The 16,378-nt window shown below is 65.9% G+C and carries 17 protein-coding genes; 14 read left to right on the forward strand and 3 right to left on the reverse strand.

What is annotated here, in order from left to right:
• Positions 1 to 228 precede the first annotated feature (228 nt).
• The 3 genes from ACTIF6_RS00485 (at position 229) to ACTIF6_RS00495 (ending at position 3,057) form a co-directional block, all read left to right on the forward strand.
• The gene (locus ACTIF6_RS00485) at positions 229 to 1,452 is read left to right on the forward strand and encodes an ABC transporter substrate-binding protein (protein WP_439586037.1); all 1,224 of its coding nucleotides are present in this window, start codon (positions 229 to 231) and stop codon (positions 1,450 to 1,452) included.
• A 113-nt stretch (positions 1,453 to 1,565) separates the two neighbouring features.
• On the forward strand, positions 1,566 to 2,360 hold the full coding sequence (locus tag ACTIF6_RS00490) for an ABC transporter ATP-binding protein (protein ID WP_439586038.1): 795 nt from the start codon (positions 1,566 to 1,568) through the stop codon (positions 2,358 to 2,360).
• The gene (locus ACTIF6_RS00495; protein ID WP_439586039.1) at positions 2,353 to 3,057 is read left to right on the forward strand and encodes an ABC transporter ATP-binding protein; all 705 of its coding nucleotides are present in this window, start codon (positions 2,353 to 2,355) and stop codon (positions 3,055 to 3,057) included. The genes ACTIF6_RS00490 and ACTIF6_RS00495 overlap by 8 nt, the downstream gene beginning before the upstream one ends.
• On the opposite strand, the gene ACTIF6_RS00500 is transcribed toward ACTIF6_RS00495, so the two are convergent.
• Positions 3,054 to 3,896, reverse strand: a complete 843-nt coding sequence (locus tag ACTIF6_RS00500) for an AraC family transcriptional regulator (protein WP_439586040.1) — start codon at positions 3,894 to 3,896, stop codon at positions 3,054 to 3,056. The two genes, ACTIF6_RS00495 and ACTIF6_RS00500, sit on opposite strands and share 4 nt — an antisense overlap.
• Positions 3,897 to 3,921: 25 nt before the next feature.
• Here ACTIF6_RS00500 and ACTIF6_RS00505 point away from each other — a divergent pair, with 25 nt between their 5' ends.
• The 5 genes from ACTIF6_RS00505 to ACTIF6_RS00525 are packed head-to-tail and all read left to right on the forward strand — an operon-like array spanning position 3,922 to position 8,324.
• Positions 3,922 to 4,815: a branched-chain amino acid ABC transporter permease gene (locus ACTIF6_RS00505; RefSeq protein WP_439586041.1), complete on the forward strand. Its 894-nt coding sequence runs from the start codon at positions 3,922 to 3,924 to the stop codon at positions 4,813 to 4,815.
• Positions 4,812 to 5,765, forward strand: coding sequence for a branched-chain amino acid ABC transporter permease (locus ACTIF6_RS00510; RefSeq protein ID WP_439586042.1), 954 nt, complete (start codon positions 4,812 to 4,814; stop codon positions 5,763 to 5,765). The genes ACTIF6_RS00505 and ACTIF6_RS00510 overlap by 4 nt, the downstream gene beginning before the upstream one ends.
• A gap of 44 nt (positions 5,766 to 5,809) precedes the next feature.
• Positions 5,810 to 6,640 carry a phosphoenolpyruvate hydrolase family protein gene (locus ACTIF6_RS00515; protein ID WP_439586043.1) on the forward strand — a complete coding sequence of 277 codons (831 nt, stop codon included), beginning with the start codon at positions 5,810 to 5,812 and terminating at the stop codon, positions 6,638 to 6,640.
• Between the two features lie 23 nt (positions 6,641 to 6,663).
• Positions 6,664 to 7,107 (forward strand): SRPBCC family protein, encoded by a 444-nt coding sequence (locus ACTIF6_RS00520; protein WP_439586044.1) that lies wholly within the window; start codon positions 6,664 to 6,666, stop codon positions 7,105 to 7,107.
• On the forward strand, positions 7,104 to 8,324 hold the full coding sequence (locus ACTIF6_RS00525; RefSeq protein ID WP_439586045.1) for a Tm-1-like ATP-binding domain-containing protein: 1,221 nt from the start codon (positions 7,104 to 7,106) through the stop codon (positions 8,322 to 8,324). The genes ACTIF6_RS00520 and ACTIF6_RS00525 overlap by 4 nt, the downstream gene beginning before the upstream one ends.
• 5 nt (positions 8,325 to 8,329) lie before the next feature.
• On the opposite strand, the gene ACTIF6_RS00530 is transcribed toward ACTIF6_RS00525, so the two are convergent.
• The gene (locus ACTIF6_RS00530) at positions 8,330 to 9,076 is read right to left on the reverse strand and encodes a GntR family transcriptional regulator (protein WP_439586046.1); all 747 of its coding nucleotides are present in this window, start codon (positions 9,074 to 9,076) and stop codon (positions 8,330 to 8,332) included.
• Positions 9,073 to 10,323 carry an iron-containing alcohol dehydrogenase gene (locus ACTIF6_RS00535; RefSeq protein ID WP_439586047.1) on the reverse strand — a complete coding sequence of 417 codons (1,251 nt, stop codon included), beginning with the start codon at positions 10,321 to 10,323 and terminating at the stop codon, positions 9,073 to 9,075. Before ACTIF6_RS00535 ends, ACTIF6_RS00530 begins: the two co-directional genes overlap by 4 nt.
• Before the next feature lie 86 nt (positions 10,324 to 10,409).
• Between ACTIF6_RS00535 and ACTIF6_RS00540 the strand changes: the two genes are divergently transcribed.
• The 6 genes from ACTIF6_RS00540 (at position 10,410) to ACTIF6_RS00565 (ending at position 16,365) form a co-directional block, all read left to right on the forward strand.
• Entirely contained in the window at positions 10,410 to 11,141 is a 732-nt protein-coding gene (locus tag ACTIF6_RS00540; protein WP_439586048.1) for an alpha/beta fold hydrolase, read from the forward strand.
• Between the two features lie 64 nt (positions 11,142 to 11,205).
• Positions 11,206 to 12,018, forward strand: coding sequence for a sterol desaturase family protein (locus tag ACTIF6_RS00545; protein WP_439586049.1), 813 nt, complete (start codon positions 11,206 to 11,208; stop codon positions 12,016 to 12,018).
• 31 nt (positions 12,019 to 12,049) lie between these two features.
• Positions 12,050 to 13,117 (forward strand): TRAP transporter substrate-binding protein DctP, encoded by a 1,068-nt coding sequence (gene dctP, locus ACTIF6_RS00550; protein ID WP_439586050.1) that lies wholly within the window; start codon positions 12,050 to 12,052, stop codon positions 13,115 to 13,117.
• 86 nt (positions 13,118 to 13,203) lie between these two features.
• The gene (locus ACTIF6_RS00555; protein ID WP_439586051.1) at positions 13,204 to 13,710 is read left to right on the forward strand and encodes a TRAP transporter small permease subunit; all 507 of its coding nucleotides are present in this window, start codon (positions 13,204 to 13,206) and stop codon (positions 13,708 to 13,710) included.
• Complete coding sequence (locus ACTIF6_RS00560) at positions 13,707 to 15,029, forward strand: TRAP transporter large permease (protein ID WP_439586052.1); 1,323 nt, start codon at positions 13,707 to 13,709, stop codon at positions 15,027 to 15,029. Before ACTIF6_RS00555 ends, ACTIF6_RS00560 begins: the two co-directional genes overlap by 4 nt.
• 13 nt (positions 15,030 to 15,042) lie before the next feature.
• Positions 15,043 to 16,365 (forward strand): FAD-dependent oxidoreductase, encoded by a 1,323-nt coding sequence (locus ACTIF6_RS00565; RefSeq protein ID WP_439586053.1) that lies wholly within the window; start codon positions 15,043 to 15,045, stop codon positions 16,363 to 16,365.
• The last annotated feature ends 13 nt before the right edge of the window (positions 16,366 to 16,378 follow it).

Consider the following 16,378-nt stretch of genomic DNA (forward strand, 5'->3'; position numbering starts at 1 on the left):
AACCGCCCCTGGAGGGCGGGTCAGTGCCGGAACGGACATTCTGCGCAAGCAATGTGTCTGGAATGTATATCCCCGACAAAGACCAGCGGGGACGATCCGATGCGCGAGATGTGGTTTTCAAGTATCCCCCTGTGCCTCCCGCCCATGGTTTCCCTTTTCCTGCTCTCCTAGCATTGGCCCCACTCGAACACCCGGTTCGGGGCTACAACCAATCAGGAGACAAAAAGCATGGAACTGAAACTGTGGGCAGCCGCAACGGTTGTCGCCGCGGCCAGCGTGGGCGTGGCTCAGGCGCAAGCGCAACAGCAAGGCAGACTTTCCAACGACGTGCTGCGCATCGGCGTGTTGACGGACATTTCCGGCGTGTACGCCGACATCTCGGGCAAGGGCGCGGTCGAGGCTGTGAAGATGGCCGTGGAAGACTTCGGCGGCAAGATGTTCGGCAAGGACATCGAGGTGGTCTTTGCCGACCACCAGAACAAGGCGGACGTGGGCGCGGCCAAGGCGCGTGAGTGGTACGACGGCGGCGTGGACATGATCAACGACCTGGCCAACTCGGGCGTGGCCCTGGCGGTGGCCGGTGTGGCCAAGGAGAAGAAGCGCCACGCCATCGTGAACAACGCGTCCAACGTGGGCGTGACCAACGCACAGTGCTCCCCCTACACGGTGCACTATGCCTACGACGCCTATTCGCTGGCCAACGGCACGGGCAAGGCGGTCGTGGAAGGTGGGGGAGACACCTGGTTCTTCCTCACCGTGGACTTCGCTTTCGGCATCGGCCTGGAGCAGCAGGTGGGCGACGTGGTGCGCAACGCCAAGGGTCGTGTGGTGGGCGCCGCGCGCCACCCGCTGGGCACCACCGACTTCTCTTCGTACGTGCTGCAGGCACAGGCATCCAAGGCCAAGATCATCGGCCTGGCTTCCACCGGCAACGACACCATCAACGCCATCAAGGCGGCCAATGAGTTCGGCCTCACCAAGAACCAGAAGCTGGCCGCGCTGCTGCTGTGGATCCAGGACGTGCACGCCCTCGGCCTGCCCACGGCGCAGGGCCTGCAGCTCACCAACGCCTGGTACTGGGACATGAACGACGAATCGCGCGCGTTCGCACGCCGTTTCCAGCAGCGCGTGGGCGGCCAGATGCCGAACATGGCCCACGCGGGTGACTACTCGTCGACCATGCACTACCTGAAAGCCGTGCAGGCTGCGGGCACGGACGACCCGGATGCGGTGTCGGCCAAGATGCGCGAGATGCCCATCAGCGACATGTTCACCAAGGCCGGCAAGATCCGCGAAGACGGCCGCATGGTGCACGACATGTACCTCTGGCAGGTGAAGACGCCGGCCGAGTCCAAGGGTCCGTGGGATTACCTGAAGGCCGTGAAGACGATTCCGGCGGACCAGGCGTTCATGCCGCTATCGCAAAGCACCTGCTACCTGGTCAAGAAGTAAATAGACGCCCCCCGTTGCTTGCTCACTGCGTGTAGCCGCATACCCCCCACTGGGGGGCGGCCGGCCGCTTCGGAGCGGCCGTGCGCTGCGGCCCTCGACTGTCTGGTACTCACATGTCTTTCATCCTCGAAACGCAGGGGCTCTCCCGCACCTTCCACGGGTTTCACGCGGTCTCCAACGTGAGCCTGTCGGTGCAGGAGGGCAGCATCCATGCGCTGATCGGTCCCAACGGCGCCGGCAAGACGACCTGCTTCAACCTGCTCACCCGTTTCATCGACGCGACCGCCGGGCGCATCCGCTTCCAGGGCAACGACATCACGCGCACGCCGGCCGATGCGGTGGCGCGCCTGGGGCTGGTGCGTTCGTTCCAGATCTCGGCGGTGTTCGGGCAGTTGAGCGTGTTTGAAAACGTGCGCCTGGCGGTGCAGCGCCGCCGGGGGCATTCCATGGACTGGTGGCGCAGCGACAAGGCGCTGGCGACCTACGACGAACGCACCCGCGAACTGCTGGCCGAGGCCGGCCTGGCCGAGTGGGCCGACCACCTGGCCGGCGAGCTGCCCTACGGCCGCAAGCGCGCGCTGGAGCTGGCCACCACGCTGGCGCTGGAGCCCCGTGTGCTGCTGCTGGACGAACCCATGGCGGGCATGGGTGCTGAAGACATCGCCCAGGCCGCCGCGCTCATTCGCCAGGCGGCGCGCGGGCGCACCGTGCTCATGGTGGAGCACAACCTGTCGGTGGTGGCCGACCTGTGCGACCGCATCACCGTGCTGGCGCGCGGCGAGGTACTGGCCGAGGGCGACTACGCCACCGTATCGAAAGACCCGCGCGTGGTGGAGGCCTACCTGGGCCATGGCCACGCAGGACAACGCAAACACAACGCCGTGGCGGGGGAGTCCCACCATGGCTGACTCCCTGCTTCAGGTACAAGACCTGCGCGCCTGGTACGGCCCCAGCCAGGCCCTGCACGGTGCCAGCCTGGAGGTTCGCGAAGGCGAGCTGATCACGCTGCTGGGCCGCAACGGCGCGGGCAAGTCCACGCTGCTGAAGTCCATCATGGGCATGATGGACAAGCGCCAGGGGTCCATCCGCTTCAAGGGCAAGGAACTCATTGGCCTGGCGCCGCACCACATCGGGCGGATGGGCATCGCCTTCTGCCCGGACGATCGGGGCATCTACGCATCGCTCACCGTGCGCGAAAACCTGCGCCTGCCGCCCGTGGTGGCCGAAGGCGGCATGAGCGAGGCCGAACTGTTCGAGCTGTTCCCCAACCTGGCGCAGCGCGCGGGCTCGGCGGGCACGCACCTCTCGGGTGGTGAGCAGCAGATGCTGGCGATTGCGCGCATCCTGCGAACCGGGGCGCGCGTGCTGTTGCTCGATGAGCCCACCGAGGGCCTCGCCCCCGTCATCGTCGACCGCATCGGTGAACTGATCCGCCAGCTGAAAGGCCGCGGCTACACCATCGTGCTGGTGGAGCAGAACGTGCACTTTGCCGCCGAACTGGCCGACCGGCACTGCCTGATGGAGTCGGGCCGCATCACCGACACGTTCGATGCGGCCACGCTGCTGCGCAACTTCGAAGCCATCACCGCCCGGATAGGGGTCTAGAGATGCCGCATCCTGTAGTCAGAGGGACGAAACCCCGTCAACCGCTTGAAGGTGTTGGAGAACGCGAAGGGGTTCACATAGCCCACGCCGTGCGCAATGGCCTCGATCTTCTCGGTGGTGGTGGCCAGCAGGTGCGCGGCGTGCGCAATGCGCAGCGTGGCGAGCTGCTTGCCGGGACTGCGGCCCAGGTTCTTCTGGCACAGGCGTCGCAGATGCTCCTCACTGGTGTTGGCCAGTGCGGCCAGATCGGCCAGCGTCCAGTCGCGCGCCAGGTCGTTCTTCACCGCGTTCCACACCGGCACCAGGCGCGGTTCGCGCTGCAAGGGTTCAAGAATGCGCGCCACGTAACGCTCGATCACGTCGACCCACACCACACAGGTGCCAGGGTCGGCCGCGCCTTCCATCTCGGCAGACAGGCCCAGGATGGCGTTCTGCAGCACGCGGCCGTCGAACGCGGTCATGGTGGGCGCCATGGCGCCATCCACCGAGCGCACCGAGTCGGGTTTGAAGCGCACCCAGGCCAGTTGCCAGCGCTTGCCCGGCACGCAATGGAAAGCGTGCAGCACGTGCGCGGGCGCAAAGGTCACGCTGCCGGGCTTGTGGGTGTACCAGCGACCGTCCAGCAGCGTCTGGCCCTCGCCGCCGAGGCACACCTGCATGAATGCACCGCTCAGGTTCGTTCGCACCACGGTGTAGGGCGCGGCAGCGTCCAGCACCGACACATGGGCAATGTGGCGCGCGGCCAGCGCATCGCATTGTTCGGCACGCACCACCGTCTGCGCGGTGTCATCACCCAGCACCAGGGTTTCACGGGAGAGATCGGGATGTTTGGACGGCATGGCTTGCGCATCATAGGGACACGAGATGTTTGAGGTATTCGGTCTTCCCCTGCCCGTGCTGGCGGGGCAGCTCATGCTGGGCCTGGTCAACGGTTGCTTCTACGCCGTGCTCAGCCTGGGGCTGGCGGTCATCTTCGGCCTGCTGCGCATCGTCAATTTCGCGCACGGCGCGTTCTTCATGGTGGGCGCGTTCGGCGCCTGGATGCTGCAGCGCTACGCAGGCCTGGGTTACTGGGCGGCGCTCGTGCTGGTGCCACTGATCGTGGGCACGCTGGGGGGTGTGTTCGAACGTGGCCTGCTGCGCCGCCTGTACGGCCTGGACCCGATCTACGGCCTGCTGCTCACCTTCGGCCTGGTGCTGGTGCTCGAAGGCGGTTTCCGCGTGGCGTTTGGCACCTCGGGCCAGCCGTATCCCGTGCCCGAGAACCTCAAGGGTGTGTTCAATCTCGGCTTCATGGTGCTGCCCATCTACCGTGCCTGGGTCATCTTTGCTGCGCTGGCGGCGTGTTTCGTCACTTGGTGGTTGATCGAGCGAACCTCGCTGGGCGCACGCCTGCGCGCCGCCACCGAGAAGCCGCAGCTCACGCAATCGTTCGGCGTCAATGTGCCGCTTCTGCTGACCTTCACCTACGCCGGTGGCATTGCGCTGGCGGCGTTCACCGGCGTGCTGGCCGCACCCATCCTGCATGTGAACTCGGGCATGGGTTCCAACCTGGTCATCATCGTCTTCGCCATCGTGGTCATCGGTGGCATGGGCTCGGTGCTGGGCTCCATCGTCACCGCCCTGGGCATCGGGGTGATCGAAGGGCTCACCAAGGTGTTCTATTCCGAAGCCTCCACCACGGTGATCTTCGTGGTGATGGCGCTGGTGCTTTTGTTTCGCCCCCGAGGCTTGTTCGGGAAAGAAGGTGCAGCATGAACACGACGATGCCGACCTGGCAGAAGGTCTTCATGGCCGTGGTGGTGTTGGCGCTGCTGGTGGTGCCGTGGGCGCCGCAGGTGGTCTACCCGGTGTTCGTGATGAAGCTGCTGTGCATGGCGCTGTTCGCCTGCGCCTACAGCCTGCTGCTGGGCTTCGGCGGCATGATGTCCTTCGGCCATGCGGCCTTCTTCGGCAGCGCGGCCTACGTCACCGGCCTGGCTGCCAAGCACTGGGGCCTGCCGCCCGAACTGGCCTTGCTCATGGGCACCGCCGCAGCGGCCGTGCTGGGTGCCGTGGTGGGTGGCCTGGCCATCCACCGCCAGGGCATCTACCTCGCCATGATCACGCTGGCGCTGGCGCAGATGGTGTATTTCATCTTCCTGCAACTGCCCTTCACTGGCGCGGAAGACGGCATGCAGCAGATTCCGCGCGGCACGCTGCTGGGCTTCATCGACCTGCGAAGCGACTTCGCCATGTACCACCTGGTGCTGTTCGTGACGCTGGCAGGCCTGTGGCTCATCCACCGCGTGGTGCGCTCGCCCTTCGGCCACGTGGTGGTAGCCATCCGCGAACACGAGCCGCGCGCCCGCTCGCTCGGCTACCCGGTGGAGCGCTACAAGCTCATGCTGTTCGTGCTCTCGGCCGCGCTCTCGGGCCTGGCGGGATCCATGAAGGCGCTGGTGTTCCAGCTCGCCGCGCTGTCCGACGTGCACTGGCACCTCTCGGGCGACGTGGTGCTGATGGCCCTGCTCGGCGGCATGCACACGGTCTTCGGCCCCGCCATCGGCGCAGCGCTGGTGGTGGGCCTGCAGTACTACCTCGACGCGTTTGGCGGCTGGGTCACGCTGGTCACCGGCGTGATCTTCATGGTCTGTGTGCTCTCGTTCCGCAGCGGCATTGCCGGCGCGGTGGCGGCGTTGCGCACGCGCCCACGCGACGGCTCCTGACCGTTCACCCAGACAACCCCGGATTCCATTTCAAGGAGATATTCATGCCGCGCTTCGAACGCCAAGCCCTGATGGCGAAGTTCCAGGACATGGTCCGCCGCCGTGTGCCCATCATCGGGGGCGGTGCCGGCACCGGCATCTCCGCCAAGTGCGAAGAGGCCGCTGGCATCGACCTCATCGTGATCTACAACTCTGGCCGCTACCGAATGGCCGGGCGGGCGTCTTCCGCTGGCCTGCTGGCGTATGGCAATGCCAACGACATCGTGCTGGAGATGGCCGGCGAGGTGCTGCCGGTGGCGAAGAAGACGCCGGTGATTGCCGGCGTGAACGGCACCGATCCTTTCATCGTCATGCCGGTGTTCCTGAAAAAGCTCAAGGAACTGGGGTTTTCCGGCGTGCAGAACTTTCCCACCGTGGGCATCATCGACGGCACTTTCCGCCAGAGCCTTGAGGAGACCGGCATCAACTACGCCACCGAAGTCGAGATGATCGGCGAAGCCCACGCACTCGACATGCTGACGACCCCCTATGTGTTCTCCGTCGAAGAAGCCGTGGCCATGACCGAGGCCGGCGCCGATTTCGTGGTGCCGCACCTGGGCGTGACCACCGGCGGCACCATCGGTGCCACGTCGGCCAAGTCGCTCGCCGACTCCGTGAAGCTCATCGACGAATGGGGCGAGGCCGCGCGCAAGGTGCGCAAGGACGTGATCGTGATCGCGCATGGTGGTCCCATCTCGTCGCCCGAAGACGTGGACTACGTGTTCAAGCACAGCCAGCATTGCAACGGCTTCTACGGCGCCAGCAGCATGGAACGACTGCCCACCGAGATCGCCATCAAGGCGCATGTGGAACGCTACAAGAATTTGAGCTTCTGAAACCCGAACGAGAGGAGACACACATGGCCAGGGTATACGTGAGCGCGGTGATGAATGCGACGATCGATCAGGCATGGTCCTACCTGCGCGACTTCGGCGCGCTCGGCAACTACCACCCCTATTTCGAGAAGTCCTACATCGAAGACGGCAAGCCGTCCGACCAGATCGGCTGCGTGCGCCACTTCACCGTGCGCGAGGACGGTGGCTACCTGCGCGAGCAGTTGCTGGCGCTCTCCGACGACACCCACCGCTGCCGCTACAAGATCCTGCACATCGACGCGCCGTGGACCAACTACGTGGCCGAGATGCACCTGCTGCCCATCACCGAAGGCGACCGCTGCTTTGGTGAATGGTGGGCCGAATGGGACGTGCCGGCCGACCAGGAAGCCGAGGCGGTGGAGCGCGTGAAGGGCACCTTTCGCACTTTCTTCGAATGCGTGAACGCGCATTACGACCGGCGCAAATGAGCGCGATTCAGCCGGCCGCCTGGGTGGTCGGCACCTTCGACACCAAGGCCGCCGAACTGGACTACCTGGCCGGTCTGCTGCGTGCAGCCGGCGTGCGCGTGGTCACGGTGGACATCGGCACGCGCAGCGCACCCGGGGTGGCCGATATCGAGGCCCGCGCGGTGGCCAGCCACCACCCGCGCGGTGGGTCTGCCGTGTTCGAACCCACCGACCGTGGCGAGGCCGTGATCGCCATGGGCGACGCGCTGGCCGCGCTCGTGCGCGAGCGGTTGGCCGCAGGCGAGATCCAGGGCATGCTGGGCGTGGGCGGCTCGGGCGGCAGTTCCATGATCGCGCCGGCCATGCGCCTGCTGCCCATCGGCGTGCCCAAGCTGCTGGTCTCCACCATGGCGGCGGGCGATGTGTCCGCCTATGTGGGCGTGGTGGACATGACGCTGATGTACCCGGTGACCGACATCGCCGGGCTCAACCGGCTCTCTCGCACCATCCTGGCCAATGCGGCGCACGCGCTGGCGGGCATGCTGCAGCACCGCGCGCCGGTGGACCACGCGCAGGACAAGCCTTCCATCGGCCTCACCATGTTCGGTGTCACCACGCCCTGCGTGCAGGCGGTGCGCGGCTTGCTGAGCGACGGGTTCGACACGCAGGTGTTCCACGCCAACGGCGCCGGTGGCCGCACGCTGGAAGCGCTGGCTGCCGCCGGCATGCTGCGCGCCGTGGTCGACATCACCACCACCGAAGTGGGCCAGCACCTGCTCGGTGGCGTGTGCGACGCCGGCCCGAACCGGCTGGACGCCGCCGCCCGCCACGGCCTGCCGTGGGTGGGATCGGTCGGTGCGCTCGACATGATCAACTGGGGCGCGCGCGACACCGTTCCCGCACGGCACCAGGACCGCACCTTTCACGTTCACAACGCCAACGTGACGCTGATGCGCAGCAACGCGCAGGAACTGGAAGCGGCCGCGCGACGCATCGCGGAGCAGCTCAACCGCGCCAGCGGCCCGGTGCGCCTGCTGTTGCCACTGGGGGGGCTGTCGATGATCGACGCACCTGGCCAACCGTTTCACGATCCGGCGGCGGATGCAGCGCTGTTCGACACACTGGCGCGTTTGTTCATCGCCAGCGACACGCACCGGTTGATCCGGCTGCCGCACCACATCAACGATCCCGCCTTCTCAGCGGCCGTGGCCGAACAACTCAGGGCGGTGTTGGCCTGACTCGCTCAGTAGTCGGTGTTGACCGTGGAGCGGGTGAAGTTTTCGTTGTGATCGATCAGCGCGTCCAGCGCCTTTGCCGCGGCCGCTTCATCGCCGTCGGCAATGGCTTTGGAAAGGCGGCCATGCAGTGAGGCCATGAACTCGGTGTCGTCGGCCTGGCGGTGGTGCATGAACCAGAAGCGGCGGGACAGGCCGTGCATCAGTCCCATGGCACCCGCGGCGAATTCGTTGCGCGCCACGCGAAGCGAGAGGTCGTTGAAGGCCTTGTCGGCCTTCATGAACCGCGTCTGGTCGTTGGTTTTTGCCGCTGCGTTGAATTCGGCTGCCAGTTCAGCAAACTGCTTGCGCTCGGCGTCGGTTGCGCGGCGTGCCGAGCAACGCGCCACCAGGCGTTCGACCTCGCGCCGCACTTCAAGCAGGCGCAACTGGCGCTTGATGTCGAGCTCGGACACCAGCACGCCACGCTGCGGCAGGATCTGCACCAGATGCTCCCGCGCCAGGCGTTGTAAGGCCTCCCTCACCGGTGTGCGGCCAATGCCCAGCCGTGCCGACAGCTCGGCTTCGCTCAATGCGGTGCCTGGCTGCAGCTCGAGCTTGACGATCATTTCCTCGATGCGTTCGTAGGCCTGGGCGGTCAGGCTGCGCGGGCGGGCCGTCCCGGTGCCGCGCGCCCTGGCCGGCGCGGCCACGGGCTCGGGCGCGCGCTTCAAGGCGCGCACGGTTTTCTTTTTTGCCACCGGCGCTTTGCTCATCGACTGGTTTCTCCCGAAAGCTGCCCGAAGAAGGCGTTGCGGACGATGCGGGCATACGCCTCGTCGGCCGGATCCCCCGGCCAGGCCTTGGCCAGGCGCGTCACCGACAGCCCATCGGCGATCAATCCCGGCAGTTGATCCTCGGTCACGCCGAACGTTACCAGATCGCCGGCCAGTCCCAGCCGCCGAACGAGTTCGCGGGTGAGCACGGGCGCCTGGCGTGCCATCGTTCGCACATCCGCTTCCGGCGCGCCGGCCAGGCGGGCGATGTCGGCCAGTTCATCGCTCCGGTATTCCACCAGTGCGTCCATCACGTAGGGGAGCATCACGGCATTGGTGCTGCCATGGCTGGCGTGGGTGAGTCCGGCCAACGCGTAGGCCAGTCCGTGCACGGCGTTCAGGCCGGCCGTGGCGTAGGACATCGCGGCGTACAGGCTGGCACGCGCCATGGCGTTGCGTGCGGTGCGGTCCTTCGGGTGATCGAAGGCGGTGGCGAGGTGGCTGAAGGCGAGCCGCGTGGCTTCGCGAGCAAACATCACGGTCACCTCGTTGCGTCCGCTGTAGCCAGGGTCGGGATCGCCCGCATTGTCGAACGCCGAAGCGTCCAGCGTCAGCCACGACTCGATGGCATGGGTGAGGGCGTCCAGCCCGGCGTCGGCGGTGACGCGCGGCGGGCAGCTCCAGGTGAGCTCGGGGTCGATCACGGCCACGGCCGGGCGCAGCGCATTGGCCATCAGCGCCACTTTCGTCGCACTGCCCGGCTGGATCAGGATGGCGCCGGGCGTGATCTCCGAGCCGGTTCCGGCCGTGGTGGGAACCGCCACGAGGGGCAGGGGCGGCGCCGGCCAGTTCGCGTGCCCCACCAGTTCGGCCACCGGACGACCGCTCGACACCGTCACGCAAAGCGCCTTGGCCAGGTCGATGTTGCTGCCGCCGCCCCAGGCGATCACGTGATCGGGCGCGACGCCCTGTTCGCGCACCCAGGCGGTGGCGCGGTCGACCAGCGTGGTGGACGGGTCCGGCTCGCCGCCATCGAACACATGGGCCGCGATGCCCTGCTGCTCCAAGGTCTGCAGCAGCTCGGCGAGCGCAGGGCTGTTCTGCGTGAACCAGCGGTCAGAGACCACCAGGGCCTGGCGCCAGCCCAGGCTTTTGCAGAGGGGTGCGATGCGGTGGCGGGCGCCGTCGGCGCACAACACGCGCGAAGGCGTGCAGAGGGTGATGGGGTTGTCGGCTATCAGGGTCATAACGGATGCGCGGGGAAGCGATGACTGAGAAACTATTGAAAAACCATTGATATATTACTTGTATGCTAAATCCTGACGCATGCCGATTGGCACAAACCCTTGAGTGGCGCGAGGCCGGCATCGGCACGCCTTTGCTGCTGGTGCATGGCATCCAGGGAACTGCCGATGCGTGGTCGCCCTTGCTGCCTTCGCTTTCAGCCTGGCGGTGCGTGTTGCCCAACCTGCCGGGTCGCGGCCTCTCACCGCGCTGGAACAAAACCTCTGCCCTGCCGCGCGAACGCTACTACCACCTTGACCACTATGCCGACCTCATCCAGGCGCTGCTGCAGAAGCTGCGGCAGAAGCACGAAAGTCCGGTGTCCCTGGCTGGCTGGAGCATGGGCGTCAGCGTGATCCTGAACCTGCTGGCGCGCCATGGCGATGCGGACATCGACCGGCTGGTGTTGATCTCCGGTACCGCATGTGCCACGCCGGGTGCGGTGTGGTTCCAGGGTGAAACACCGGCATCACTGGCCGCAGAAGCGCGAGAGCGTGCGCAGCGACTCGGCCTCAAGGCGGTGGCCGATGCCGATGCGGTGGCCGCGACCTGGGCGTCGGTGCGCGGTGCAGACCTGCGCGAAGCGGCGCGCGCGATTCGCCGGCCCACGCTGGTGGTGCATGGCGAGCACGACGATCAGTGTCCTCTGGAACACGGCCTCTGGCTGGCCGCGAACGTGCCGCAGGCGCGATGGCTGCCCCTCGCGGGTGTGGGTCACGCAGCCCTGGGTGCATGCCCGGCCGACCTAGGGTCTTCCATGAGTGCCTTCCTCAGGCATTGACATGCTACAAATCGACTTCTATCATTCAACTGATATGTTAGTTGAACAACAGGAGTGATCGAGCATGATGACTGAAAAGCAGCGCCGCTTTCGCGAGCAGTACAAGGGCGGTATCAGTCCGCTCTACAACGGCTTTCTCCACACCGGTGTGATGTTTCTGGTGGGCATCGGAGCGCTCTGGTATTGCGCCGGCCAGCTGGACAACCCGCGCTGGGAATGGCTGATCGTTCTGCCGGTCTTTCTGGCGGGCAACTTCATCGAGTGGTTCATGCACAAGTACGTGATGCACCGGCGCATCGATGTGTTCGCGCTGCGGGCGATCTACGAGCGCCACACGCGTGAGCATCATCAGTACTTCACCGACAACGACATCACCATCGACACCGTGCGTGAGTTCCGCATCGTGTTCTTCCCCTGGCGCGTGCTGATCGTGCTGGGCGTTGCAGGCGGCATCCTCGGCTGGACCGCTGCGCAGATATTCAACCCGAACGCCGGCTACATCCTCTACATGACGATGGTGGCGCACTACCTGGTCTATGAAGTTTTCCACCTGTGCTGCCATGTCCACGAGAACTGGTTCGTGCGCAACATGCCGTTCATCAACACCATCCGGCGCCACCACACGGCGCACCACAACCAGGGAATCATGATGCACAAGAACATGAACCTGTCCTTCCCCATCTTCGACTGGATCATGGGGACCAGCGACCTGAACCGCGGCCTGATCGGCACGTTGTTCAACGGCTACGACGAGCGCTACATCAAGCCCGAGTTGAAGCCGATCATCGACCGCTTCCGGAACAGCGAAACGCAGGAGAAGCGCGTCACGCTCGACGGTCCGCAGCTCACCCCCGAAGAGAACCAGGCCCTGGTCTGAATTCCCCATCCACCCCGAAGGAGACAAAACCATGAAACGTCGTCAACTCATCGGCACCGGCCTGGCCGGCGCCGGCCTGCTCGCGGCCGCCAGCGCACAGGCGCAATCCGGTCCCACCTACAACTGGAAGATGGCCACGGGCTGGGCCGGCGGCCCCCTGATGGACATCGGCGCCAAGGCGTTCGCCGAGCGCATGGGCCAGCTTTCGGGCGGGCGTTTCAAGATCCAGACGTTTCCAGGTGGTGGTCTGGGCAATGCCCTCAAGGTGCCCGAGACCGTGAAGAACGGCCTGGCCGAATGCGGCCACACCTGGATCGGCTACGACTGGGGCAAGGACCAGACCACCGCGCTGTTCGGCGGCTATGCAGGCAGCTTCGACGCCGAACGCATGCTGCACTGGCTCTACGAAGGCGGTGGTGTGCAGCTGCAGCGCGAGTTCCGCGAAGACAGCGATGGCGTGATCTCCTTCCCGCTCTTCATGCGCACGGCCGAGGTGTTCGTGCATTCGCGCAAACCGGTGAAGACCCTGGCCGATCTCAAGGGCCTGAAGCTGCGCACGGCGGGTGCCTGGCTCGAAATGTCGAAGGACCTGGGCGCCGCACCGGTGACCACGGCCGGTGGCGACGTGTTCCCCATGCTGGAGCGCGGCGCGATCGACGCGGTCGAGTGGGGCACGCTGTGGGAGAACGTGTCTTCCGGCTTCTACAAGGTGGCGCGCTACCTCAGTTATCCCGGTGTGCACCAGCCCTGCGCGCCCTTTGAACTGGTCGTGAACAAGGGTGTGTGGGACAAGATGCCTGAGGCCGACCGCAAGCTGGTCGAAGTGGTTGCCAAGCTGGTCACGTTCGAGAGCTGGGCGAAGATCGGCGTGGAAGACGCCAAGGCCTTCGACTTCTACAAGAAGAACGGCGTGACGATGATCGAACTGGATGAAGAGGTGCAGTTCGCCACCCGCAAGATCGGCGTCGACTGGGCCGACAAGACGGCCAGGGAAAGCAAGTCGAAGTACTTCGCCAAGGTGCACAAGAGCCAGCAGGATTTCGACACCGCCTGGCGCGATGCCGATGACTGGCGCAAGGTGAAGGTCAAGCGCACCTGATGCCGATGTCAAGGCGCACACCTTTGCGGTGTGCGCCTGTCCGGTGGCGACCGTACGGTCGCCGCCTTCTTGTTAAGGGGATTCCCGTGAATCGTTTGATTGACTTGGCCGAGCGCTGGGTCGTGGGCGTTGGCGTGCTCGCGGCCTTTCTGCTGGTGCCTCTGGTGCTGGCAACCACCTGGGAGGTGGTCTCGCGTTACGCGCTGGCCGCGCCCACCATATGGGCCTACGAAATCGGCTACACGCTCACCGGTGCGCACTTCATGCTCGCACTGGCCTACACCTTGCGCCAGGGTGAGCACATCCGCATCGACGTGATGAGCACCCTGCTGCCGCCCCGCGTCCGCCTTGTCATCGACAGGGTGGTCTACGCACTCGTGCTGCCCATCCTCATCTGGCTGGCCATCACGCTCTGGAACTACATGGCGGAGGGCTATGCGCGCGGCGAGACCTCAGGGCAATCGGCGCTGAACCTGCCGGTGTGGCCGTTCCGCGCGGTCTTCGTGCTGGCCATTGCCACCCTGGCCCTGCAGGTGTTCTGCGAACTGCTCAAGTCCTTCGTCCGACCCGGCGTGAAAACGCAACCGACATGATCGAATACCTTCCCTTCTTCATGCTGCCCGTCATCTTCGGGCTGATGTTCCTGGGTGTGCAGGTGGCACTCGCCATGCTGCTCACCGCCACGTTGTTCGGCATGATTACCTTCGGCCCAGCTGTGGTGCACCAGTTCGTCGAGAAGATCGACGATCTCGCCTCGAATTTCGTCTTCGCCGCCATCCCGCTGTTCGTCTTCATGGGTGCGGCGCTGGAGAAGTCGGGCATTGCCGACCGCCTGTTCGAGGCCATCCACATCTGGACGCGCCGCCTGCCGGGTGGTCTGGCCATTGCCACGGTGTTGATGTGCATCGTGTTTGCGGCCTCCAGCGGTGTGATCGGTGCCACCGAATCGGTGGTGGGCCTGCTGACCATCCCGATCATGCTGCGTTACGGCTACGACAAGCGCCTCATCAGCGGCGTGATCTGCGCCGGCGGCTCACTGGGCACGATCATTCCGCCGTCGGTGGTGGTGGTGGTCATGGGCCCGCTGGCCGATGTGTCGGTGGGCGACCTGATGTACGGCATGGTGCTGCCGGGCCTGCTGATGGCTGGCTTCTATCTCGTCTACATCCTTGTGCTGTGCATCATCAAGCCCGAACGGGGTCCGCGCATCCCGCCCGAGCCGGGCGACCCGAGCTTCATGGAGAAGCTGAGCATCACCACGCGCAACCTGCTGCCGCCACTGGCCATGATCGTGGCCGTGCTGGGATCGATCCTGGGTGGCCTGGCTTCCCCCACCGAGGCCGCGGCCATCGGATGTGTGTGTGCCGTGCTGCTCACGGTGCTCTACCGCCGCTTCACCTGGGCGGGCCTCTATGACTCGCTGCTCAAGACCGTGCGTGTCACCGCCATGATCATGGCGGTGTTGCTGGGTGGCACCCTGTTCACGGGCGTGTTCATCGGCGGGGGCGGCATCAACCTGGCGAGCACCATGATCGACCAGCTCAGCCTCGGACCGTGGGGACTGGTCTTCCTGCTGCTGCTCATCCTGTTCATCGCCGGCTTCTTCCTGGACTGGATCTCGATCGTGCTGATCTTCCTGCCGATCTTCACGCCGCTCGTGACCGCTGCGGGTTTCGACCCGATCTGGTTCTGCATCCTGTTCCTGATCATGATCCAGACCAGCTACCTGACCCCGCCGATGGCTCCTGCGATCTTCTACCTGCGCGCCGTGGCACCGCCGGAGATCACGATGCGCCACATGTACGCCGGCATGGTGCCGTTCATTGGTCTGCAGCTTCTGGTGCTCGCTTCGACTCTGTACTGGCCGCAACTCGTGACCTGGCTGCCGCAGTGGGCCATGCAGTTGCGCTGAAGGAGGAATGAGCATGGACCAGAGACCTGTGCAGCGCGTGCAGACCGACGTGCTGATCATCGGCGGTGGCGCCACTGGCGTGGCCGCTGCCTGCACCGCGGCGCGTGCGGGCCTGTCGGTGCTGCTGGTGGAGCGCTACGGCTTCTGCGGTGGCGGTGCCGTGGCGGGCCTGTCGGGCACGATCTGTGGCCTCTACGAAGCCACAGAAAACCCGGTGAAGCCACGCCAGCTGGTGCATGGCTTCGTGGACGACTTCATGGCGCAGATGGAGTCGCGCGGCGGACTCACCGAACCCATGCTGTACGGCAAGACCTTCACCCGCGTGCACGAGCCACTGGCGTGGCGCGAGAGCGCGGACGCCTTGCTGGCCGATGCCGGGGTGCGCGTGCTCTACCACGCGCTGGCGACCGGTGTTCACCGCGACGGTGACCTGATCGGCGGCGCCACGGTGTGGACCAAGTCCGGCCTGCTGGACGTTCGCGCACCCATCACCATCGACGCCAGCGGCGATGCCGACCTGCTGACCATGGCCGGCCTGCGCACCTGGTGCGGCGCCGACGGCGTGGTGCAGAACCCGACCATGATCTTTCGCATGCAGGGCGTGGACACGGCGCGCTTTCGGGCCACCTATGGCGCCGACACCATCATGCCGGCGGCGGTGAGCGAGCAGATCCTGGCCGCACAGGCGGGCGGCGCGGACCTGCCACGCGCCAAGATCTGGCTCTTCACCACCACGCGCCCGGGCGAGCTGCTGTGCAACTGCACGCGCGTGCGCGGTGCGGACGGGCGCGAGCTCAATGCCGCGATCGCCGCCGACCTGAGCGAGGCCGAACCCCAGGGGCGTGCCCAGGTGCGCGCCTACGAACGGTTCTTCCGCCAGGAGATCGCTGGCTGCGAGAACGCCTGGGTGAACGACACCGGTGTGCAGGTGGGCGTGCGCCAGACGCGACAGGGTGCAGGCACCGCGGTGCTGCGCAACGCGGACGTGGTGGCCGGTACCAAGTTCGCCGACGGTGTGGCGCGCTCGCCCTGGCCGATCGAACTGCACGCGGGTGCGAAGCCAAGGGTGGAATGGCTGCTGGAGGATTTCTACGAAGTGCCGTTTGGCTGCTTCGTGCCCGAGCAGGGCGAAGGCTTGCTCTTCGGTGGGCGTTGCCTCTCGGCCGAGCACGAGGCCGTGGCCTCGGCCCGCGTCACGGCGCAGTGCTTCTCCTACGGCCAGGCGCTGGGCGTGGCCGCCACCCTGGCCGTGCAAGACCGCCGCCAGCCACGCCAGATCGAAGGGCGCGAGGTGCGCGCCCATCTCAACCGCCTGGGCGCACGCCTGGACGACTGACCCTTTCAACACA

Origin of the sequence: Hydrogenophaga sp. (assembly GCF_051860785.1) — a bacterium.
Classification (GTDB): domain Bacteria; phylum Pseudomonadota; class Gammaproteobacteria; order Burkholderiales; family Burkholderiaceae_C; genus Hydrogenophaga.